18 protein-coding genes are annotated in these 21,404 nt (G+C 61.0%); 6 read left to right on the top strand and 12 right to left on the bottom strand.

Features of this window, described 5'->3' with window-relative positions:
* Together AD663_RS12655 and treA are read right to left on the bottom strand one after the other, a co-directional pair.
* Window positions 1–2,373, bottom strand: coding sequence for a bifunctional diguanylate cyclase/phosphodiesterase (locus tag AD663_RS12655; protein WP_053213850.1), 2,373 nt, complete (start codon window positions 2,371–2,373; stop codon window positions 1–3).
* Window positions 2,374–2,597: 224 nt separating this feature from the next.
* Window positions 2,598–4,229, bottom strand: a complete 1,632-nt coding sequence (gene treA / locus AD663_RS12650) for an alpha,alpha-trehalase TreA (protein WP_053213849.1) — start codon at window positions 4,227–4,229, stop codon at window positions 2,598–2,600.
* A gap of 282 nt (window positions 4,230–4,511) precedes the next feature.
* Between treA and AD663_RS12645 the strand changes: the two genes are divergently transcribed.
* The 4 genes from AD663_RS12645 to AD663_RS12630 all read left to right on the top strand — a co-directional run bounded on the left by AD663_RS12645 (window position 4,512) and on the right by AD663_RS12630 (window position 9,505).
* Complete coding sequence (locus AD663_RS12645; protein WP_053213848.1) at window positions 4,512–5,522, top strand: zinc-binding alcohol dehydrogenase family protein; 1,011 nt, start codon at window positions 4,512–4,514, stop codon at window positions 5,520–5,522.
* A gap of 14 nt (window positions 5,523–5,536) precedes the next feature.
* Complete coding sequence (locus AD663_RS12640; RefSeq protein ID WP_053213930.1) at window positions 5,537–7,063, top strand: UxaA family hydrolase; 1,527 nt, start codon at window positions 5,537–5,539, stop codon at window positions 7,061–7,063.
* Window positions 7,064–7,113: 50 nt separating this feature from the next.
* Window positions 7,114–7,818, top strand: coding sequence for a FadR/GntR family transcriptional regulator (locus AD663_RS12635; RefSeq protein ID WP_053213847.1), 705 nt, complete (start codon window positions 7,114–7,116; stop codon window positions 7,816–7,818).
* Between the two features lie 355 nt (window positions 7,819–8,173).
* Complete coding sequence (locus AD663_RS12630; RefSeq protein ID WP_053213217.1) at window positions 8,174–9,505, top strand: IS110 family transposase; 1,332 nt, start codon at window positions 8,174–8,176, stop codon at window positions 9,503–9,505.
* Window positions 9,506–9,719: 214 nt separating this feature from the next.
* Here the strand turns inward: AD663_RS12630 and AD663_RS12625 are convergent, their stop codons facing one another.
* The 7 genes from AD663_RS12625 to msuE form a co-directional block, all read right to left on the bottom strand.
* Complete coding sequence (locus AD663_RS12625) at window positions 9,720–11,045, bottom strand: ABC transporter substrate-binding protein (protein ID WP_003181387.1); 1,326 nt, start codon at window positions 11,043–11,045, stop codon at window positions 9,720–9,722.
* A gap of 72 nt (window positions 11,046–11,117) precedes the next feature.
* Window positions 11,118–12,185 (bottom strand): branched-chain amino acid ABC transporter permease, encoded by a 1,068-nt coding sequence (locus AD663_RS12620; protein ID WP_003181385.1) that lies wholly within the window; start codon window positions 12,183–12,185, stop codon window positions 11,118–11,120.
* Between the two features lie 9 nt (window positions 12,186–12,194).
* Window positions 12,195–13,076, bottom strand: a complete 882-nt coding sequence (locus AD663_RS12615) for a branched-chain amino acid ABC transporter permease (RefSeq protein ID WP_003181384.1) — start codon at window positions 13,074–13,076, stop codon at window positions 12,195–12,197.
* A 67-nt stretch (window positions 13,077–13,143) separates the two neighbouring features.
* A complete protein-coding gene (locus AD663_RS12610; protein WP_053213846.1) occupies window positions 13,144–13,926 on the bottom strand; it encodes an ABC transporter ATP-binding protein in 783 nt (260 codons plus the stop codon).
* A 13-nt stretch (window positions 13,927–13,939) separates the two neighbouring features.
* Window positions 13,940–15,100, bottom strand: a complete 1,161-nt coding sequence (locus AD663_RS12605) for an AMP-binding protein (protein WP_053213845.1) — start codon at window positions 15,098–15,100, stop codon at window positions 13,940–13,942.
* Window positions 15,101–15,114: 14 nt separating this feature from the next.
* Window positions 15,115–16,209: a dimethylsulfone monooxygenase SfnG gene (gene sfnG, locus AD663_RS12600; protein ID WP_053213844.1), complete on the bottom strand. Its 1,095-nt coding sequence runs from the start codon at window positions 16,207–16,209 to the stop codon at window positions 15,115–15,117.
* A 36-nt stretch (window positions 16,210–16,245) separates the two neighbouring features.
* A complete protein-coding gene (gene msuE / locus AD663_RS12595; protein ID WP_003181377.1) occupies window positions 16,246–16,809 on the bottom strand; it encodes an FMN reductase in 564 nt (187 codons plus the stop codon).
* Between the two features lie 379 nt (window positions 16,810–17,188).
* Between msuE and AD663_RS12590 the strand changes: the two genes are divergently transcribed.
* Window positions 17,189–18,433, top strand: a complete 1,245-nt coding sequence (locus AD663_RS12590; RefSeq protein WP_053213843.1) for an acyl-CoA dehydrogenase family protein — start codon at window positions 17,189–17,191, stop codon at window positions 18,431–18,433.
* Window positions 18,434–18,520: 87 nt separating this feature from the next.
* On the opposite strand, the gene AD663_RS12585 is transcribed toward AD663_RS12590, so the two are convergent.
* Entirely contained in the window at window positions 18,521–19,162 is a 642-nt protein-coding gene (locus AD663_RS12585) for a hypothetical protein (protein WP_053213842.1), read from the bottom strand.
* 112 nt (window positions 19,163–19,274) lie between these two features.
* Between AD663_RS12585 and AD663_RS12580 the strand changes: the two genes are divergently transcribed.
* Window positions 19,275–19,652 carry a hypothetical protein gene (locus tag AD663_RS12580; protein ID WP_003181370.1) on the top strand — a complete coding sequence of 126 codons (378 nt, stop codon included), beginning with the start codon at window positions 19,275–19,277 and terminating at the stop codon, window positions 19,650–19,652.
* A 14-nt stretch (window positions 19,653–19,666) separates the two neighbouring features.
* Here the strand turns inward: AD663_RS12580 and AD663_RS12575 are convergent, their stop codons facing one another.
* Both AD663_RS12575 and AD663_RS12570 read right to left on the bottom strand, forming a co-directional pair.
* Entirely contained in the window at window positions 19,667–20,365 is a 699-nt protein-coding gene (locus AD663_RS12575; protein ID WP_003181368.1) for a tRNA (adenine(22)-N(1))-methyltransferase TrmK, read from the bottom strand.
* Window positions 20,366–20,381: 16 nt separating this feature from the next.
* Window positions 20,382–21,308, bottom strand: coding sequence for a Gfo/Idh/MocA family protein (locus tag AD663_RS12570; RefSeq protein ID WP_053213841.1), 927 nt, complete (start codon window positions 21,306–21,308; stop codon window positions 20,382–20,384).
* Between the last annotated feature and the right edge of the window lie 96 nt (window positions 21,309–21,404).

Here is a 21,404-nt window from a genome sequence, read left to right as displayed (position 1 = left end):
TCATGCTGGATCCGCCCCGTGGGTTGCCTGTGCTTGCAGCAGCGCCTTGAACTGCCCGGCGGGTACCGGTTTGTTGAAGTAAAAGCCTTGGAATTCATCGCAGGCGTTTGCCCGCAGGAAGTCGGCTTGTTCCTTGGTTTCCACGCCCTGGGCGACCACGGTGAGGCTCAGGGTGCGGCCCATGGCGATAATGGCTTCGGTCAAGGCCTTGTCTTCCGGCACGCTGGCCGTGTCGCAGATAAACGAGCGATCGATCTTGATGGAGTCCAGCGGAAATTGCTGGAGCGCCGAGAGGGAAGAATAACCGATACCGAAGTCGTCGATGGCGATACGGATATTGAGCTTCTTCAGACCGGTCAACACCCGCAACGCCCGGGTGACATCCTGCATGAGCAATCTTTCGGCGATTTCAAGTTCCAACAGGCTGGCGTCCATGCCGGTTTCGGCCAGTATCGCAGTGAGGTCCGCCAGCAGGCTTTCATCGCTGAACTGACGCGCTGTCAGGTTCACGGCGATACTCAAACGCGGTAATCCCTGTTGTTGCCAGGCAACGTTCTGGCGGCAGGCCGTCTGGAGCACCCACTTGCCGATCGACACGATCAGCCCCGTCTCTTCGGCGACCGGAATAAACTGCATGGGCGCGACCATGCCCAGGTCGGGGTGATTCCAGCGCAGCAGCGCCTCCATGCCAGTGATCCGCCCGCTGCGGATGTCGCGCTTGGCCTGGTAGTGCAACTGGAATTCCTGGCGCTCCAACGCGTGGCGCAAGCTGAGCTCCAGCGTCATGCGCTCCAGGGAGTCGGCATTCATTTTTTCGGAATAGAACTGGAAGTTGTTCTTACCCTTCTGCTTGGCCTGGTACATCGCGATATCGGCGTTTTTCATGAGCGTCTGCTCGTCGAGGCCGTCCTGGGCGAAGACACTGACACCGACACTGGCGGTCACACGGAATTCTTGGCCCTGGAGATTGAACGGCCGGGCGATGGCGGTGAGGATCTTATGCGCGGTGGTCGCCACGTATTTGTCCTCGGACAATTCAGGCAGCAGTATCACGAACTCATCGCCGCCCAATCGGGCGACGGTATCGCTGGCACGCAGGCAGCCCTTGAGTCGCTGGGCGACCTCCTGCAACAACTGGTCGCCAGCATCGTGGCCCAGCGTGTCGTTGATCTGCTTGAAACGGTCCAGGTCCAGGAAAAGCACCGCCAGTTGTCGATCATATCGACTGGCCTCGAGAATGCTCTGGGTCAAGACCTTGCTGAACAAACTGCGATTGGGCAGCGCGGTCATGCCGTCGTGATAGGCCAGGTATTCGACCCGTTCGGCGTAGGTGATCTTGGCTTGGGCGGCGCGCGCACGACTTTGCGCCAACTGCCAGCTGGTGCGACTCAACAGGCCTACCAGCAGCACCAGCAGCAAGCTGCCGCCCGCCGCACGCCACAGATAGATGCGCGCCTGCCGGGTCACGGCGGCCAGTTGTTCTTCCTCGGACAACCCTACGATCACCGCCAGTGGAAAGTCGTAGAGTTGGCGGGAACTGGTGTAGCGCAGCACCTCGTCCCAGCCATTGACCGACAGCACGGCCTCGGTGTTTTCCGTGTCCGGCACCACCGTCGCATAATTGACCGCGTCACCGGCGGTCACGGCTTCGCCAGTGCGCCGAACGCGGAAGAGGCCATCGGTGCCAAGCAACCCGAGCACCCCTCGGTCGCCGAGCTTCGAGGCGTCATAGCTGCTGACAAAATAGGCTGCATCGACTTCAACCATGGCGATGCCGGAGAACCCGCCGTCCGCCGCGTCAAGCCGACGGCTGAAGCGCAATCGCCACTCGCCCGTGACCGGGTTTTTCCAGGGACGACTGATCGACAGCGTGGTCGCGTGCCAGACATTTTGCAGCGTATCCCGGGCAAGCCGCAGGCCTGTCTCGCTCGCTTGGGTGCTCGCGACAACCACACCGCTAGCGTCAACCACGCTGACGTCAAACACATACGGCGATGGCAACAGCGCCCGCGTCTTGAGACTGGGCAGCGGATTGCGTTCGCCCTCGGACTCATAGGCATATTTGATGAGCTTGAGCGTCTGGTCGATCTCACGCACCGCCCGCAGGATCTGCGCTTCGTAAGTCGCGGCGATTTCGAGGCTTGCCGCCGCGATCTCCTGCTGCGCGCGACCCCGCTCGACCTCGATCAGGTACAGGGTGCCCGCCCAGATCGCCAGCAACAGGACAACCGCTGACAACGGAAACAGGATATAGGCTTCCTTGATCTGGTCGAAGCGTTGCCGGAAAAGGGTGGTCGCGATGCCAGAAATGGCATCCACGGAACTGGCGTTGCCAGGGGCCGACCTCAATGTATCGGGCCGTTGGATCGGCATGGCGTGCTCCCTGCAGTCTTTGGGTATCCAACGCGATTGAGGCTCCAGAGGATCGTCATGCCCCGGCGCCCGCGAAAGGTCCATATCTGCTGAGAACTATAGACCACAAACCACGCCTGCCAAGGGACGTGCGCGAGCATCCACTGATCAATCTCGGATAAAAAGAAAGGAGCGGATTGCCGCTCCTCTCTTCCATTCACCGGGCTCAATGCCCGTCAGGCTGGTTATTCGCCAGCCGTGGCTCCCGAAGCGGTTGCGCCATACTTGCCCAGCAGTTTCAAGGTCACCCCGTTGGTCCAGCCGAAGCCATCCTGCAACTCGTATTCACCGCCTCCCCCGCCATTGCCTTGCCCGGACAGATCGTATTTTTCAACCAGCTTGTTTTCCTTGCGGTAGAGGTCCTGCACCTGCCGCAGAAAGCGGCTGCCGATCTCTTGTGCCAGCGCGGTTTGGCCGTATCGGTCCAGCCCCTCTACCGCCACCCACTGCAGCGGTGCCCAGCCATTGGGCTCGTCCCATTGCTGCCCATTGTTGACCTGGGTGGTGGCGATACCGCCGGGACGCAACAGGCCTTCACGTACCGCATCGGCCGTGCGCTGGGCATGCTCGGCGGAAGCCAGGCCCGTGTACAACGGGAAAAGCGCAGCGGCAGTAAGGCCCTGGCGTGGCTGATTCTGTCGCCAGTCGTAATCCACGTAGTAGCCTTTATCGGCGTTCCACAGATGCTTGTCGATGGCGTGCTGGCGCAGGTCCGCGCGTTGGCCATAAGCCTGGACACACGGCCCGTTCTGGACGGTTGCGCAGGCCTTGGCGATGGTGCGCTCCAGGTGGAACATCAGGCTGTTCAGGTCGATGGGCACGATGGACGTGGTGCGTATGGTCGCCAGGTTCTGGCCATCGCCCAGCCAGCGTGAGCTGAAATCCCAACCGCTTTCCGCACCGGCGCGCAGGTCCCGCCAGATCTCCTGCTTGGGCCGGTCGGAAGCCTGCTCGGCGGTCTTGACGTCCTGCAGCCAGGATTCCTGGCGCGGCGTCGGGCTCGCGTCCCAATAGCGATTGAGCACGCTGCCATCGGCGAGCTTGACCACATGTTGACCGGCCTCGCCAGGCTTGAGCGCCTGGGTGCCGGCCATCCAATAGGCATACTCCTTTTGCAATTGTGGAAGGTATCGCCCGTAGGCCTGGTCACCTTCGATGCGCGCCTGCAACTCCACCATATAGGCGAAGAATGGCGGCTGCGACCGGCTCAGGTAGTAGGTGCGGTTGCCATTGGGAATGTGGCCGTAGGTGTCGATCATGTAGGCAAAATTGTCGGTCATCTGGCGCACCTGGGCCTTATCCCCGCTTTGCTCCAGGCCGAGCATGGTGAAATAGGAATCCCAGTAGTACATCTCGCGAAAGCGCCCGCCTGGCACCACGTAGGGCTGCGGCAACGGCAGCAGGCTGCTGTAGGGCGGCACCTGGGTGTAGGTTCGGCTCAATACGGGCCAGAGCTTGTCGATGTGCTCATCGATGGGAGCCCCCGGTTTCGGTGCCGGACTTTCAGCCTGGCCGGACTCGATGAAATTGTCCTTCACGAACGCCTTGATATCGAAGCCATCGCTGTCGCGCCGGGCCAGGTAATCGGCGCGGATGTTCGATGGATCGCGGTTGGGCAGCGCGTCCACGAAATGTTTCTGGTCGGAGAAAATCTGCTCGCGTTGCACCGCTTCGAACAGTTCGGGGTAGGCCTGGTCGGGCGGTACAGGGGTTCGACTTTGAGCGTCCTTGTAGCTCCAGGTCGCGGAGGGTTGGCTTGAACAGGCCGCGCACAGCACAGCGGCAACGGACAGGCTGGTGAAATACAGAGGTCGCATGGCAGCTCCATAAGTTGTCGTTCCTGACAAACGACTGACAGGGCACGAGCGACCTCGGTTCATTTAAATAGCGCGCACGTTGAAACTGGTCTGTCCAATCTGCTTTTTGTCTAATTGGTATTGCCAATATTTTTTCCGGCGTGTAGTTTCGGGCCAAGGTCATCGGTGCAGATCTGTGCCCACCTACAACAAAAAACGAGCGTCGGTCCCGGCAGCCGTGTGCTCACAACCCTCCTCCCGCCTGCAGGCAGCCGCTGCCGCACGCCAGCCAAGGAGCATCAAATGCTGACTGTCATCTGTAACGAACCCGGCTCGTTAACCGCCATCGAAACTGAAAAACCGTCCAGGAAACCCGGCGAGATCCTCATCCGCGTCAAGCGCGTCGGCGTCTGTGGCACCGACCTGCATATCTTCACCGGCAATCAACCGTACCTTGAGTACCCACGCGTCATGGGCCACGAGTTCTCCGGGATCGTTGAAGGTACTGACGAGACCAGCGACCTGGCTGTGGGCGATGTCGTCTATGTGATGCCTTACCTGTCTTGCGGCACCTGCATTGCCTGCCGCCAGGGCAAGACCAATTGCTGCACGCGCATCCAGGTGCTGGGGGTTCATTGCGACGGTGCATTCACCCAATACCTGAGCGTTCCCCAGCAATTCGTGCACAAGGCGGCGGGCGTTTCCCTCGATCAGGCGGCGATGATCGAGTTTCTGTCCATCGGTGCCCACGCTGTCCGTCGCTCGAATGTGCAGGCAGATAAACATGCCCTGGTGGTCGGCACCGGCCCGATCGGCATGGCTGCGGCGATCTTCGCCAGCCTGCGTGGCGCGAAAGTCACCGTGCTGGATACCCGTGAGGATCGCCTGTCGTTCTGTCGGCAACACCTGGATATCCACGCGGCCGTGCAGATCGGCGACGGCGACAAACAGACGCTGGCGGAGCTGACCGGGGACGATTTCTTTGACGTGGTGTTCGATGCCACCGGCAATGCCCGGGCCATGGAACGCGGCTTCGAGTTCATCGCCCACGGCGGCACCTATGTGATGATTTCGGTCGTCCGGGACTCCATCACCTTCTCCGACCCCGAATTCCACAAGCGTGAAGCCACGCTGATGGGCAGCCGCAACGCCACCAAGGAAGACTTTCATTATGTGGAGCAGTGCTTGCGCGACGGATTGATTCCGGACGCAGCCCTCAATACCCACCGATTGGCACTCAGCGACGTGGCCGACTCGTTCAGCACCTTGCTCGACCCGAAACAGGGTGTGGTCAAGGCAATCATCGAGTGCTAGGAGTGGAAACCGACATGAACACGCCCTCTTCTTTGCTGGTCTTGACCCCCGGTGACGATGTCGCGGTGGCCCGCGGTGATATCGCTGAAGGTCAACCGTTGAGTGCCGATGGCATCGCACTGATTGCCCGTCAACCGATTCCGTCCGGCCACAAGATTGCCTTGCGCACAGTGTTGGCTGGCCAGCGGGTGCTCAAATATGGCCAGACCATCGGCCAGGCGACCCAGGACATCGAGCCCGGGGATTACGTCCATGTGCACAACCTGGCCATGCCCATCGCCAATGCCGAACACAGCGTGCAGAACATCTATGCACCCACTGTGCCCAGCCGCTCACCCGCGACGTTTGAAGGTTTCGTGCGCGAGGATGGACGTGTCGGGACACGCAATTACATAGGCGTCATTTCCAGCGTCAATTGCTCGGCCACCGTGTGCAAACACATCGCCAACGCCTTTTCATCCGAGCGCCTGAAAGACTTTCCCAACGTTGACGGCGTCGTGGCCATCACTCACGGCAGCGGCTGCGGGATGGGCGCGAAAGGTGACGGCATCGATATCCTCAAGCGCACGTTGCGCGGCTATTCGGACCACGCGAATTTCGCCGGGGTGCTGCTGATCGGCCTGGGTTGCGAGGTCAACCAACTCACATCCTTGATGAACGAACTCGGGGACCGCGCGGCAACGCTCAAGGCCAGCCTGGTCATCCAGGAAGCCGGCGGTACGCGCGAAGCCGTGCAACGGGGCATCGCCCACATCGAAGCGATGTTGCCCATCGTCAACCAATGCCAGCGCACCACCGTCGCGGCCGGCCACCTGACCGTCGGCCTGCAATGTGGCGGCTCGGACGGTTATTCAGGCATCACGGCCAATCCCGCACTCGGCGCGGCGGTGGATTTACTGGTGCAACATGGCGGCACTGCAATTCTCTCGGAAACGCCGGAGATCTACGGTGCTGAACACCTGCTGACGGCCCGCGCCGCATCCGCCGATATTTCGACAAAACTGATGGAGCGGATTCATTGGTGGGAAGCCTATGTGCGTCATAACGACGGGGACATGAACAATAATCCGTCGCCCGGCAACAAGGCCGGGGGCATTACCACCATCCTGGAAAAATCCCTCGGCGCCGTAGCGAAGGCAGGCACTACCGGGTTGATGGGGGTCTACCAATACGCTGAAAAAATCGACGCCCAAGGGTTGGTGTTCATGGACACGCCTGGCTACGACCCGGTGTCCGCTACGGGTCAGGTGGCAGGAGGCGCAAACCTTATCTGTTTCACCACGGGCCGTGGCTCGACCTATGGCTGCAAGCCGACGCCGTCCTTGAAAATCGCCACCAATACCCGCCTGTTCCAGCACATGGAGCTGGATATGGATTTCAACGCCGGCGGCATTGTCGATGGCCTGGAGTCGGTGGCCGAGGCCGGCGAACGGTTGTTCCGATTGATGCTTGAGACCGCCTCCGGACGCCGCAGCTGCAGCGAGGAAAACGGCCTGGGGGATAACGAGTTTTTGCCTTGGCAGATTGGCGCGGTGATGTGACTTTGGCGCCTGTGGTAGCCTTTGCCGACTCTCTGATGGACACCGCTCCCATGGTTTCAACGCTAAACGCCACTGAGCGAAAGCCGTACCAGAAAATCGCCGACCAGCTCCGCAGTTACATCGCCCAGGGGGATTTCAAAGCCGGCTCCAGGCTTCCTCCCGAGCGCGACTTGACGCAACTGCTGGGCGTGTCCCGGCCTTCGCTGCGCGAAGCACTTATCGCCCTGGAGATTGAGGGCGATATTGAAATCAAGATGGGCTCCGGCGTGTACGTGCGCGCCAAGCCCAAGGATGGGAAGAATACCAGCGTAACCTTGGGCGAAAGCCCCTCGGAACTGATGCAAGCCCGCGCCTTGATCGAAGGTGAGTCAGTGGTACTGGCCTGTTTGCATGGCAAGAAAAGCGACTATCGCTACTTGCAGGAATGCATCGACGCCATGCGCGCCAGCATCGCTGATGGCCTGCCCCCGTTGGAAGACGATCGCAAGTTTCATCAGCGCCTGGCCAAGATGAGCGGCAACTCCGCCTTGGTGCGGATCATCACCGCGCTGTTTGATGAACGGCATAAACCGATGTCGGCTCACCTGAGCAAGCATTCAGAGAATTCGCTGACCTGGGAAGCCGCCGTCATCGAGCACGAAGCCATCCTGCGCGCCGTGGCCAACAAAGACGTGCTCGGCGCACAAACCTCGATGCGCCTGCATTTGAGCCGCTCGGAAAACCGTTGGCTGCAAGCCCTGGAGCCGGAGGCCTGATCACTTGGCGCTGCCGCTGATGGGCCCTTGTGGCAAGGAAGCTTGCTCCCGCTGACCGGTCCTTGTGGCAAGGAAGCTTGCTCCCGCTCACGGGTCCTTGTGGCGAGGGAGATCCCGCCGCGTCTTCGACGCTGCGCTGTCGCGCAGCAAACAGTTCATCGTAAATTGGAAGAACGCGCGCGGGGCAAAGGCCGTAACCAGCACTGGTGTGTCAGCACCCGAGAGGGAGAGTGACCTGCACGGTATCGGCGTGGAGTCGTTGATGGCACGGCCAGGCCGTGACCTCGTATAAGAGAGTGAATCCTTTCGCCACCGTGTACCCCGCGCGCGTCATTCAATCCTGCGAGGAATTGCCATGGCGCGCAAGAACCAAAAGCGTTTTGAGATTATTCATCACCTCTGTGCCGGTATTGACGTGGGAAGCCGTGAGCATTGGGTCGCTGTAAACCCAGAGCAGTACGATCCTGCTGTCCGTCAATTCTCTACGTTTACCGACGATTTGATCGCACTGGCCGACTGGCTCCAGTCGTTGAACATCAGTGTCGTGGCCATGGAGGCGACGGGCGTTTACTGGATTCCGCTTTTCGAAGTGCTGGATGCGCGTGGCTTTGAGGTTTATCTGGTTAACTCACGTGCTACGCGGCAGACCTCTGGGCGCAAATCCGATGTGCTTGATTGCCAGTGGATCTGGCAACTCATGACGCACGGCCTGCTCAGCGGCGCTTTTCGCCCTTCTGATGAGATCTGTTCGATGCGTTCATTGGTCCGCCAGCGCGCCAATAAAGTCTGCGACCAAGCCAAGTCGATCAATCGTATGCAGAAGGCCTTGAGTCAGATGAACATCCAGTTGGCCCAGGTTATCAGTGACATCACCGGGGTGACGGGTTTGAAGATCTTGCGGGCTATCGTCCAAGGCGAGCGTTCCCCTGAAAAGCTTTCAGCCTTGCGCGACGGACGGATCAAGGCCGATCAGGAAACCATCGCTCGCAGCTTGCATGGCAACTGGCGGGCAGAGCATCTACATGCGCTAGGCCAGGAGCTGGCGTGCCATGACTTCTTGGAAAAGCAGATCGCTGAATGCGATCAAGCCATTGCCCAGGCGCTAGCGCGACTTCCAGTTCTTCAGCCGGAGACAGGACTGCCTTGCAAGCCCTTGCGCAGTGCACATCGCTCAGCCGATCAACAACTGGCGCTACACCAGGCACTGATCAAGGTCATGGGCGTGGATTTAACGGCCATTCCCACCATCGGTATTGATATTGCGTTGGTACTCGCCAGCGAACTGGGGCCGGACTTATCACGTTTCCCGACCTCGCAGCACTTAAGCTCTTGGCTTGGTCTGGCCCCTCCCACGCGAATATCAGGAGGCAAACCGCTTCCTGGTAAAGCGCCTAAAATCATCAATCGAGCCGCCCAAGCCCTCAAGCAAGCGGCCTCCAACGCACGGCAGGATAAAAGTTTTATTGGCGCCAGCCACCGTGCCCGCCTGACGCGGATGGACACTAGTTGCGCGATCAAGGCGACGGCTCATCAACTGGCGCGATTGATTTACGCCATGCTCACCAAAGGCCAACCCTACGTTGAGAAAGGGATAGAAGAGTTTGAGGAGAAAAGCCGGGGACGCCAACTGCGGGCTCTGGAGCGCAAAGCCCGAAAGTTGGGTATGCAATTAGTTAAGGCTGCATGATTTTTAGAAGCAAAAACAATGGGTTGTATTTTGTTTGATAAGAGCTTGCTCCCGCTGGGGCGCGAAGCGGCCCTGAACCCGTTGACCGCGAACGATCTGTTGCACCGCAGTGCCTGGTTTTAGGTCTGCTGCGCAGCCCAGCGGGAGCAAGCTCCCTCGCCACAAGGGGTTGGGTGGCTGGGAATCTGTGGCAGCCCCCCCCTGCCACAACGTCTCAGGACTCCTTGCTGCAATCGCGTGGGGTGATGCCTTTTTCCCGGGCGTATTGGTGCGAGGACGCTTCGATGATCGGCCGCAGCAAGGCGCGGTCGGCCTGGACCCAATCGCTGATCAGCTTCCACTGCGTGCCGTCCCATTGCTGGAAGCGCACCGCACCACCGCCCTCGTGGTCCGAGCACGACAGCTGCAACGGTTGCACCAGGCCCAACGCCCCCAGTTCCTTGAGTCGGGCATCGTCGAGCTTGAGGTTTTCAAAACCCCAGCGCACTTGCTCGCCCGTCAACGGTTGCTTGCCGAATTTCTGCTGGGCAATGCGCACCGCTTCTACGTTGAGGATGCCGTTGACCACGCCAAGGTTGTAGTAAACGGTGCCGAAACGCTTGGGATCGGCCAGGTCGCCATGGCCGGCGTCGACCACTTGCTGTTTGATGCCCTGCAACACCGGGAAATCGGTGCCCGACGGGTGCGTGGTAATGGCAATGAAGCCTTTGGCCGCTGCACCGGCTGGCGCGGCGTCGTCCTCGGAGTTGCTCCAGATGTTGCCGATGATGTGGTCAGCCGGGAAGCCGACTTTCTGCGCGGTCTTCAGCGCCACCGGGTTCATTACGCCCCAGCCGCGCAGGATCACCCAGTCGGGCTTTTCCCGGCGAATGTTCAGCCATTGCGATTGCTGCTCGTTGCCTGGATGCGGCACCTCCAGCAGAGTCAAGGCAAACCCGTACTTGTCCGCCAGGGTTTGCAGGACCTCGTTGGTTTCCTTGCCATAAGGCGAGCCGTGATACAGCGTGACGATCTTCTGGCCCTTGAGTTTATCCAGCCCACCAGCCCGTTGACCGATGTAGTTGATGATCGCCGACACCTCGGAATAGGGGTTCAGTTGCAACGGGAAGACGTAGGGAAACACGCTGCCGTCGGTGGAGTCCGTGCGCCCGTGGTTGATGGTGATCAGCGGCAGTTTGTCGGCCGTCGAACGCTCCAGCGTGGCATAGGCGATGCCCACCGACAGCGGGTTGGTCGCCGCCGCTGGCGCACCGTTCAAGCCTTTCTTCAGGCGCTCATAGCACTCCACGCCTTTTTCCACCACGTACTCGGTTTCGCACTCGCTCCAGGTCAGCTTGACGCCATTGACCCCGCCGTTGGCGTTGACGTATTTGAGGTAGTCGATGAAACCACCGAAAAAACCGGTCCCGCCGGCCGCATAGGGGCCGACGCGATAGCTTTGCAGCGGAAAGTACTGTTCGTTGTCCGCTTGAACGGTGAAGGCCGCGGCGGTGAGGCTCAGGGCCAGTGCCAGGCTGCTGGCGAATGATCGTTTGAACATCGGATTTTCCTTGTTATGAAGCCAGTGATAAGCCAACAGGATGGAACTGCAAACCCGCGTCATGCGGTTCGCTCAGTAGCGCAGCGGCCATAGCCGTGCGCGCTCGCGAAATCTCTGCCAGAGGCGCGCAAGGCCCTCTGGCTCCTTGATCAGGAACAGGATGATCAGCGCGCCGAATATCATCTTCTGCAGGTTCTCCACCTGCCCTGCGTCCACCAGCCCACCGGGCATCAGCGACACCAGGTTCGAGAGCAGGACGGGAAACAGGACGATGAACGCCGCGCCGAGGAAATTGCCCAGCAGGCTGCCGAGGCCGCCAATAATGATGATGAACAGGATCTGGAACGATCGATTGAGATCGAAGCCATGGGGCTCCACCGTGCCCAGGTAAGTGAAAGCCCAGAGCGCGCCAGCCACCCCGAGGAAAAACCCGCTGATGGCGAACGCCAGCAGCTTGGTCTTCATCAATGGGATGCCGATGACCGCTGCGGCAGTGTCCATGTCGCGCACCGCCATCCAGTTGCGCCCCAACTCGCTGCGCACCAGGTTGTTGCCCAGCCAGAACAGCGCGACCACCACCGTCAACGTCAACAGGTAGCGACCGGCCGGCGCGTCCAGGTTTACCCCGAACACGTCCAGCCGTGGCGCGCTGATCACGCCGGAGGCGCTGTTGTTGGAAAACCAACTGAACCGGGTCAAGGCCCAGGTCACGAAGAACTGTGCGGCCAGGGTCGAAACCAGCAGGTAGAAACCCTTGATGCGCAGGCTCGGCAGCCCGAACAGCAGCGCCACCAGCGCCGCCGCCAACCCGCCCAAGGCGATGCTGAGCAGCAACGGCAGACCGGCTACGCGCACTTCGAGGTTATAGGTGGCAAACGCCCCCACCGCCATGAACGCCGCAGAACCGAGGGACAACTGCCCGGCATAACCGGTGAGCAAATTGAGCCCCAACCCGGCCAAGGACAACACCAGGAACGGAATCAGAATCGCACTGAACCAGTAGTCGTTACCCAGCCAAGGCACCGCGACGAAAGCGAACACCAGCAGCGCGGCAAGCCCATGGCGATCCTGGCGCAGGGCGAAGACGCGACGATCCTGGGCATAACGTGTATTGAATTGGCCCGCTTCTCGATAAAACATGGCGCTCTCCTAGACTCGCTCAATGGCACGTTCGCCGAACAGTCCCGCCGGCCGCACCAGCAGGAACAACAGCGCCAGCACGTAGGGAAACCAATTTTCGATGCCGCTGCCGATGTAGGGGCCCAGGTAGACCTCCGCCAGTTTTTCCGAGGCGCCGATGATCAAGCCGCCGACAATCGCCCCGCTGATGGAGGTGAAGCCGCCGATGATCAATACCGGCAAGGCCTTGAGCACCACCAGCGACAACGAGAACTGCACGCCCAGGCGAGCCCCCCAGAGCAGGCCGGCGACCAACCCGACGAAGCCCGCCACCGACCACACGACTACCCACACCCGCTGCAAGCGAATGCCCACGGCCAACGCCGCCAAGGGGTCATCCGCCACTGCACGCAGCGAGACGCCCAATCGGGTCTTGTTGAACAGCCAGGACAACAGCACCACCAGGGAAGCCGCCGTCAGCGCGGCAAAAATGTCGAACTGCGACAAGAGCATCCCGCCCAGCTCCAGCGGCTCGTCACTGATGCCCAGTTCCAGGCCATGCACCTGGGCGCCCCACAGCGCCTGGGCAAACCCCTCGATGACATAGGAAAGCCCGAGGGTGGCCATGAACAGCGTGATGGGCGATCGATTGACCAACGGGCGCAGCACCACCCGTTCGACCGCCACGGCGATCAGCACCATGGCCGCCAGGCTGATCAGAAACGCCAGCCAGAACGGCACGCCACGCTCCAACAGGCTGACGAAGGTCAGCGCCGAGAACAGCACCATCGCGCCCTGGGCGAAATTGAACACGCCGGAGGCCTTGTAGATCAGCACAAAGCCGATGGCTACCAACGCGTACATCACTCCCGCCAGCAACCCGCCTATCAATACTTCAAAGAAAAATTCCATGCCTGTTCCTGTTCTGCGGGCGCAACTTGCCTGCTCTCCCTGGCGGGAAAGCGCCGAAAATCAACTATCAGTGGCGAGTGCCCAGGTAGGCCGAAATGACCTCGGGGTTCTGCCGTACTTCTGCTGGCGTGCCATCGCCGATCTTGCGACCGTAGTCCAGCACCACCACGTGGTCGCTGATGCCCATGACCACGCCGATATCGTGCTCGATCAACACCACGGTGGTGCCCAGCTCACGATTGACATCGACGATGAAGCGGCTCATCTGCTGCTTCTCGTCGGCGTTCATCCCAGCCATGGGTTCGTCCAGCAACAGCAGCCTGGGCTCCGCCGCCAGTGCCCGGGCCAGCTCCACGCGTTTCTGCAAGCCATAGGGCAACTTGCCGACCAACACGTCGCGCCAGGGCTCCAGGTGCAGGAACTCGATGACCCGTTCCGCCGCTTCGCGCTGGACGTCATCCTCGGCCCGGGCTCGACCGATGCGCAGGGCCTGCTCGATCCAAGTGCTGCGACGCTTGAGATTGCGTCCGGTGAGCACGTTGTCCAGCACGCTCATGCCCTTGAACAAGGCAATGTTCTGGAACGTGCGGGCGATGCCATGCACCGCCACATCGTGGGCGCGCATCCGGCGACGCTCGACCCGGTCGAAACGGATGCGCCCGTCCTGAGCCTGGTAAACGCCGCTGATGATATTCAGCAGCGAGCTCTTGCCGGCGCCGTTAGGGCCGATCAAGGCACAGATCTCTCCGGTGGCGACACGAAAGCTGATGTCGGTGACCGCTTTGACGCCTTTGAACGACAGCGAAATATTGTCCAGCTCCAGTAAATGCGTGGCGGCCGTGTGCGTCATGGGTCGCCTCCTCTCAGGCCAGTTGCGACTGGGACTCGACCCAGTCATCGGTGGTTGTCTTCACAGCGTTCGACGGTATTTCCCACTGGGCTGAATCGCCCCAATGACGCACCTTGATGCCCAGGGCTTCGAAAAACGCCTGGGTCCCGGGCGGCAAAGCATCACCGACCAGCAGCGGCGCCCGGGTACGGGAAAATCCCAGCACATCGCGCAACGGTCGGCGCACCAGCCAGTCCCCCAGGTACCGTTGCAACGGCCCGGGATGCGTCGTCAACCCCCAGTCCGCCAACCGACGTGACAACGTGCCCGGCTCCGGCAAGCGCTCCAATGCCCGCTTGTGCAAACGCCCATAGGTTTCCTGTGTTCCGGCCACCAGCGTCGGGCCCAGCTCGCGCCGATCGCGGTCGCGAGTTGCCAGGTTCTCTGGAAAATTCAGGCGAAAACCGGCGATCAGCCAAGGCGCCAACAGATAACGTGCCTGGCCGGCCGACGCGAAAGCCCGCGCCGCCAACGCCTCCTCCTGCCGCCCCAGTCCTTCGCGCTCCACCAACCGCAGGCCTTCTTGCAACAGCTCGCCGTGGCTGACGCGTTGCTGCTCGATGGCCTGCGCAGCCCAGCGATAAAACACGAAGGCCGTATGTTGTGCCGGTCCTGGCACCGCCAGCTCATCGGCGGGCGGTTCTGCTATCCACCCTTGGTAGTGCTGCGCACCAGCAAACAGCAGCGAATCGGCCAAGCCGCGCTTGTCGAGATACGTGATCACTCGCGGCGATATCCCGGCTGCTCGCAACCGATGCATTTGCTCCACGCCTTCAACCAGCACGAACTCCGGCTGGATCGCTGCGAGCAATGGCACCTGTTCGCTTGAAGGTTGCAACGGATCCAACAGACTCGCCGCACCGCCAAGCCACTGCGCGGCCAATGCCGCCAGCAGCGCCTGCGGCCTGGGCCGGCTGATGATGGTCAAGGTCGCGCCCACCGAGAAACCCCGAGCCTGCAAGGTGATTGCCAGGCGATGCACCTCATCGGCCACCTGCCGCCAGGTCCGCACTTGCCAGATGCCCAGGTATTTATGGCGCAGCGCGATGTCCGTGCCGTGCCGATGCGCCTGTCGCACCAGCCACTGGGGCAGACCGGCCGGAGCCTCGTCGGGGGTGTCGGTGAACGTGCCCATGCTTCCTCCCGCGCCTACGCGACCGCCGCCGTTTTCGCCGTTGCGTTGCGCTGTTCCAATTCACGCACCAGCGGCAAGACCTTGCGGCCGAAATACTCGACTTCCTCCTGGAAGTGCAGGAAGCCGGCTAGCACCAGGTCGACGCCCACGGCTTTGAGCGCAATGATGCGTTCGGCGATCTGCTGCGGCGTACCGATCAGGTTGGTCTTGAAGCCGTCGTTGTACTGCACCAGATCCTCGAAGCTGGACTTGGCCCAGTTGCCCTCGCCTTCCGGGCTGGATCTGCCGGCCTGTTTCGCCGCATCGCCAAAGGCATTGACGGCCTCGGGATCGGCCTGGTCGATGATCTGGGCCAGCACCGACCGTGCTTCTTCTTCGGTGTCCCGAGCAATGACAAAGGCATTGATGCCGACCTTGACCTTGTGGTTGTTGGCCGCGGCTTTCGCCTGGATGTCATCGATCTGCGCCTTGACGCCTTCCACGGTGTTGCCGTTGGTGAAATACCAGTCCGATACCCGTGCGGCCATGTCCCGGGCTGCACGTGAGCTGCCACCCTGGAAAATTTCCGGGTGCTGCTGCAGCGGTTTTGGCTTGAGGGTGTAGTCATGGAAACGGTAGAAGTCGCCGCGGAAGGTGAAATTGTCGGTGGTCCAGATGCCCTTGACGGCGGTGATGAATTCTTCGGAACGACGATAGCGCTCATCGTGCTCCAGCCATGGTTCGCCAATGGCGGTGAACTCGCCCTTGAACCAACCCGACACGACGTTGATCGCCACGCGGCCTGCGGTCAGTTGGTCGATGGTCGCGATCTGCTTGGCCAACACCGCCGGCGTCCACGGCCCGGGCAACACCGCTGCGATGACTTTCAGGCGCGTGGTGGCAGCCAGCAAGGCGTGGCTGAACGCCACGGACTCATGCTGGTATTCGGCGCCATAGCCGGCGGTGAAACGGACTTGGGTCAGGGCGTAATCAAAGCCGGCCTCTTCGGCGATCTGCGCAAGCTTGCGGTTGTAGTCGATCCCCCAGTCGGTGCGCTGCTTGATCTTGCTCACCACCAGCCCGCCACTGACGTTGGGCACCCAGTAGGCAAATTTGATGTCCTGGCTCATATGCATGTACTCCACGGCTCGTTGAAAGAAAGAGGGTCAGGCGGCGCTGACGTTGCGCCGGGTATCCGGGACGAGGCTCAGCAGCGCCGACTCGACGGCGCGCTCGATGCGCTCCAGCACCTGCGTGCTGGAGATCCGGTATTCGGTGAAATCGGTTTCCGAGGCATACACCCCGACCGGCAGACTGAGGGCCTGGAAGAATCCGAACAGCGGCCGCAGCTGATGGTCGATGATCAAGGCGTGGCGATCGGAGCCTCCGGTCGCGGCCAACAGCACCGGTACGTTCTTGAGGGCTTCGTGATGAACGAAATCGAACAGGTGCTTGAACAGGCCGGTGTAAGAGGCTCGGTAAACGGGCGTTGCAGCGATCAGCAGATCGGCGGTCTCAATCGCGTGCAGATCCTCCTGCACGGCCGCGGGCAACGCTTCGCGACGCAACACCCCGGCGAACTGCGGGCCGACCTTGGCCAGCTCGATCCATCGAACCTGCACCGGCAGTTGTTGCCCGAGCCTTTCCACCAGGGCTGTGAGCAGAACCAGCGTGCGCGACGGTTGCTGCACGCTGCCTGATACCGCGACCACTTTGAATTGCTTGCTCATCACTTACCCCGCACCGGAAGACGCCACTTCAGCGTTTGCACAAGGGATAGAGCAGCAACCGTGCCAGTTGGATATCTCGTTGATATTCAATGGGTTATAAGAATTTGTTGAATGTGGATACTGTCGCTCGACAGACAGGCTGCTGATCCACTGTTGGCGGGCCAACACCCCGCACGCCGATACCCACGAAGCAAACTGTTGCCTGGCACACAGTGGCCGGACAAATTGTCCCGCAGCGGGACAGCCCATTGGCCGATGAATGCCGCGCAGGCCCCGCTTTTACGGGGCTTTGGGCCTCGGGCATGGACTGTGCAATGACCGCTGGCACCGGCAGGTTTCGCCCCTGCCCGCCCAGCCGTTCATTAGAAGGAACATCGCCATGACCGCACAGCAACAACAACTGCCACCGACTCTTTCCATTGGCACTGACTACGAGGCCTTGGCCGAACGGTTCCGGCCGATCTTCGCGCGCATCCAGGCCGGCGCGCTGGAGCGCGAACAAACGCGCAGCCTGCCGTTCGAAGCGGTGAAATGGCTGAAGGATGCGGGGTTTGGCGCCGTCCGGGTACCACTTGAGTACGGTGGTGCCGGGGCTTCGTTGCCGCAATTGCTGCAACTGTTGATTGAACTGGCCGAGGCCGACTCCAACCTGCCCCAAGCCCTGCGCGGCCACTTCGCCTTTGTCGAAGACCGCCTCAACGCCCACGCCACCAGCCCACAAGACACCTGGTTCAAGCGCTTCGTCGATGGCGACCTGGTGGGCAACGCCTGGACTGAAATCGGCGCTGTGAAAATCGGCGAGGTCGGCACGCGCATTTCCCGTCATGGCGATCAGTGGGTCGCCAACGGCACCAAGTACTACAGCACCGGTAGCATCTTCGCCGACTGGATAGACTTGTACGCCCAGCGCGACGACAACGGCGCCGACGTGATTGCCGCCGTCAGGGTGCATCAGCCTGGCGTCAAGCAGAGCGACGACTGGGATGGTTTTGGCCAGCGCACCACCGGCAGCGGTACTTCGGTATTCGAAAACGCAGTGGTCGAAGCGCAAAACCTCATCGATTTCTCTACCCGCTTCAAATACCAGACGGCGTTCTATCAACTGGTCTTGCTCGCCGTGCTGGCCGGTGCCGGCCGCGCCGCCGTCCACGACTTCACCGATCAGGTGCGCAAGCGCACGCGGATCTTCAGCACCGGCAATGCCAGCGAGGTGAGCCAGGATGTCCAGGTGCAGCAAGTGATCGGCAAGGCGTCGGCCCAGGTCTACGCTGCCCAAGCCACCGCCCTGCGCGCCGCGAGCGCCGCCCAACGCGCCTACGAAAGCCGTTTCAGCCAGAACGCGGAGACCGAGCACACCGCCAATATCGCCGCCGAACTGGAGTCAGCCCAAGCCCAGGTGGTCATCTCTGACCTGGTGCTACGCGCCACCAGCGACCTGTTCAACGCACTCGGCGCGTCGGCCACCAGCACCAGCAAGGCCCTCGACCGCCACTGGCGCAACGCCCGCACCGCGGCTTCGCACAACCCATTGATCTACAAGGAACGCATCATCGGTGACTGGGAAATCAACGGTACGGAACCGCCCTATGTCTGGCAGATTGGCGGGGGTTCGAAGCAAGGATAAATCCCTCTGGCAAGGGGATTCATCCCCGTCGGGCCGCACGAACCACCCAAAAACCAACGGTCCCACACAACCCCCATGGCAAGGGTGTCAGGCTGGGAGATTGCGCACGGCAGATGCGGGTGCGCAATCCTCGGCACCGGCGCCCAACTCGGGGTAGTGCATGGTCAGAACCGCCCACCTCAGCCCCTCCACGCCCGGCACCGTGTCGGAGGCATTGGTTGAGTGTTCAACATAGCCGGCGTATTCCTCGATCCGCTGCAGATGCTCGTCCCAACGCTCCTTGCCGAAGTTCACGCCAAAGATAATCACGCTGCCGCTGGCGACTCTCTCCGCCTGAGCTTTCAATCGGGTCATGTACCAATAATCCTTGGCCGCACTTTCAAACATCTTGCCCTGGTTGGCATTGGCGAAAGGCGTCTTGAGCTCGATGAAGTGAAAGCGCTTTTCATCCTGGTCGCGGATCCACAGATCGCACTGCTTGGTACCGATGTCCATCTGCGACCAGCGCTGATCAAGCGCGACTTTATACTCGACGCCAACATCGGCCAGCTCGCGATCGGGACCACGAAGATGACGGGCATGGAGCAACCAGAAATAAAATTCGAACTTCAACCAGCCCTCGAAGCCATTAGCCAGGGCACTGATGGATGACGGCAGGTATTTTCGGTCCTCTTCCCACGATTGCATGAATTCGCGAAATGCTGACGCGACATTTTGGATTCCGGACATGGGTCACTTCCTTGGATTGGCCTTCAAGATTAAAGGCATAGTGCCACTACCCTGCCAACCACAACAATACCGGGCTATGATTCGCCAACGTCAGTACTCAAACAGGGCAATCATGAACATTCGCGCAGCCTGCATCGGACTGATTACCCTGCCGCTCCCCCTGCTGTGCGAGCCCGTCCAGGCATCCACTTGGCAAATCTGCCATATGGAACTGCGCATCATCGAGGTTCAGAAACGACCCTATCCGCAGCTCCAGGCGCAGGTGCTCAAAGCCAGCCCGAAATCCTCTACGGTGGAATGCCCGACGGTAGGGACAACACTCAGCTTCATTCCAGAAACCGCCGATTACCAAGCCACCCTCCCGCGCCGTCAATGGCCCGGGAAAGGAAAGTCAGTGAAAGTGGATTACCGGTACCTGGATGGCATTTGCAAGGGCGATGGCAAGGATTACGCGTGTCGTATCAAGCACTACCCGGTGGCAGGCCGATAAGGGTACCCGGGGGCTCAAGCCAGCAGTTGGCTAATCCACCGGACCTGACGCGTAATGTCTTGCAACTTCTCTTCGGGCACGGCTTGCCGTGCTTTGGCGAAGCTGGCGAGGGTCTTTTGCTTCTGCCGCAGCAAGCGCTGCCACTTTGCCAAGAATGCAGGATTGCGCGCCTGCATCTGTAGCGGACCGAAGTAAAGCTCCTCGTCGGTGTACATTACCACCGGCCCGGCACGTTCGGCGACGATGATTTCGTAATAGAAGCGGTTTTCCCGCAGCAATTCCTCGCAGAGGATGCGGTAGCCGTTTTCCATGAGCCATTGGCGCAGCGGCTGCTCGCCGCCATTGGGTTGCAGGACCAGGCGTTCCCGGCCGCTCAACCGCGCCTTGCCGTTGTCAAGGATGTCGCGGATCGTCTCGCCGCCCATGCCGCAGAGGCTGATGACGTTGACCCCATCCTCAGGCTCGATTGCCGCAAGGCCATCGGCCAGGCGCACGCTGATCTGCTGGTCCAGGTCGTTCTCGCTCACAGTGCGCTCGGCGGCGTGAAACGGCGTCGAGGCCACCTCACCGGCCACCGCCGCCGAGATAGCGCCTCGGCGCACCAATGCCACCGGCAGGTAAGCGTGATCCGAGCCGATGTCGGCCAGTCGCGCGCCCGCCGGCATGTGCGCAGCCACGCGCTCCAGGCGCATGGACAAGGTGTGTTCGTTCAACAGCGGTTCCTTTGGGTTAATCGTAGAACGGCTCGACCAACGTCCGACTGCCGACGAAAAAGCTGTCCGCGACCAGCCGCAACGGTTGCAAGTCCATATCGCTGGTCTTGTCGGCAATCAGCCGTTGGAAATGCCGATACACCGCCGCGTACTCGCCTTCCTCGCAAACCACCTGGCGCACGCCATCGATGCTCAACAGGGCGCCGCCATTGTCCAGGCGCAGGACGCCTTCGGTGCAACGAATCTCGATGCTCCAGAGCTCGTCGTGACCGTGATCGAAATCGAATTCGGCCCGGATATCGAGGTGGCGCGCGTCAGCCATCTTGATACTGGCGGCAATCGGCGACTGGCAGTTGTCCGGCACGCGCAATTCCGCGGACTCGACGAACAACGGCAGTGCCAACAGATGGGTAGCAATCGACAAGGCGTTGATGCCTGGATCGAACACACCCAGCCCACCGGGTTGCCAGATCCACGCCTGGCCCGGGTGCCACTTGCGCACGTCTTCCTTCCAATCGATCTGTACGCTTTGCAATGTGCGGCCCGCCAGCCAGTCGCGGGCGGCTTCGATGCCCGGCGCGTACCGCGAATGCCAGGCGAACAAACCGCTGACGCCTTGCTCGCGGACCTGATCCACCAACGCCATTGCTTCACCCAACGTGGCGCATGGCGGCTTTTCCACCAGCACGTGCTTGCCCGCCGCCAGCGCCTGCTGCACCAGCGCGAATCGACCTTGCGGTGGCGTGCAAAACGCAATCGCATCGACTTGCGGACCGTGGTCGAGCAGCTCGCCCAGGGAGCGGAAGTTCTCCACCCCGGCACAAGGCTGCCCCTGCGTGGCCACAGCCACCAGTTGGAACGCGGGGTTGGCGAGAATAGCTGGAACGTGTTGGTCCTGGGCAATCTTGCCGTAGCCCACCAGACCGAGACGAATCGGTTGCATCGATGACTCCTGATTTTTGTACTTATGCAGGGGCAGCAAACTAGCGGTAATTCATGTCGCGGACAATGGGATCGTCGCGTATCCGTTTATTTGTCA

The organism is Pseudomonas sp. Q12-87 (assembly GCF_001269755.1).
GTDB lineage: Bacteria > Pseudomonadota > Gammaproteobacteria > Pseudomonadales > Pseudomonadaceae > Aquipseudomonas > Aquipseudomonas fluorescens_S.
Note: the sequence above shows the minus strand (reverse complement) of the source record. Positions and strands in the feature narration are given on the sequence as shown.

What these genes read in the sequence shown, in the direction of transcription:
- AD663_RS12605 (WP_053213845.1), bottom strand. Translation starts at nt 15,100, where the DNA reads ATGGGCACGTTCACCGACACCCCCGACGAGGCTCCGGCCGGTCTGCCC.
- AD663_RS12570 (WP_053213841.1), bottom strand. Translation starts at nt 21,308, where the DNA reads ATGCAACCGATTCGTCTCGGTCTGGTGGGCTACGGCAAGATTGCCCAG.
- AD663_RS12620 (WP_003181385.1), bottom strand. Translation starts at nt 12,185, where the DNA reads ATGTTTTATCGAGAAGCGGGCCAATTCAATACACGTTATGCCCAGGAT.
- AD663_RS12615 (WP_003181384.1), bottom strand. Translation starts at nt 13,076, where the DNA reads ATGGAATTTTTCTTTGAAGTATTGATAGGCGGGTTGCTGGCGGGAGTG.
- AD663_RS12590 (WP_053213843.1), top strand. Translation starts at nt 17,189, where the DNA reads ATGACCGCACAGCAACAACAACTGCCACCGACTCTTTCCATTGGCACT.
- msuE (WP_003181377.1), bottom strand. Translation starts at nt 16,809, where the DNA reads ATGAGCAAGCAATTCAAAGTGGTCGCGGTATCAGGCAGCGTGCAGCAA.
- sfnG (WP_053213844.1), bottom strand. Translation starts at nt 16,209, where the DNA reads ATGAGCCAGGACATCAAATTTGCCTACTGGGTGCCCAACGTCAGTGGC.
- AD663_RS12645 (WP_053213848.1), top strand. Translation starts at nt 4,512, where the DNA reads ATGCTGACTGTCATCTGTAACGAACCCGGCTCGTTAACCGCCATCGAA.
- treA (WP_053213849.1), bottom strand. Translation starts at nt 4,229, where the DNA reads ATGCGACCTCTGTATTTCACCAGCCTGTCCGTTGCCGCTGTGCTGTGC.
- AD663_RS12580 (WP_003181370.1), top strand. Translation starts at nt 19,275, where the DNA reads ATGAACATTCGCGCAGCCTGCATCGGACTGATTACCCTGCCGCTCCCC.
- AD663_RS12585 (WP_053213842.1), bottom strand. Translation starts at nt 19,162, where the DNA reads ATGTCCGGAATCCAAAATGTCGCGTCAGCATTTCGCGAATTCATGCAA.
- AD663_RS12625 (WP_003181387.1), bottom strand. Translation starts at nt 11,045, where the DNA reads ATGTTCAAACGATCATTCGCCAGCAGCCTGGCACTGGCCCTGAGCCTC.
- AD663_RS12635 (WP_053213847.1), top strand. Translation starts at nt 7,114, where the DNA reads ATGGTTTCAACGCTAAACGCCACTGAGCGAAAGCCGTACCAGAAAATC.
- AD663_RS12610 (WP_053213846.1), bottom strand. Translation starts at nt 13,926, where the DNA reads ATGACGCACACGGCCGCCACGCATTTACTGGAGCTGGACAATATTTCG.
- AD663_RS12640 (WP_053213930.1), top strand. Translation starts at nt 5,537, where the DNA reads ATGAACACGCCCTCTTCTTTGCTGGTCTTGACCCCCGGTGACGATGTC.
- AD663_RS12655 (WP_053213850.1), bottom strand. Translation starts at nt 2,373, where the DNA reads ATGCCGATCCAACGGCCCGATACATTGAGGTCGGCCCCTGGCAACGCC.
- AD663_RS12630 (WP_053213217.1), top strand. Translation starts at nt 8,174, where the DNA reads ATGGCGCGCAAGAACCAAAAGCGTTTTGAGATTATTCATCACCTCTGT.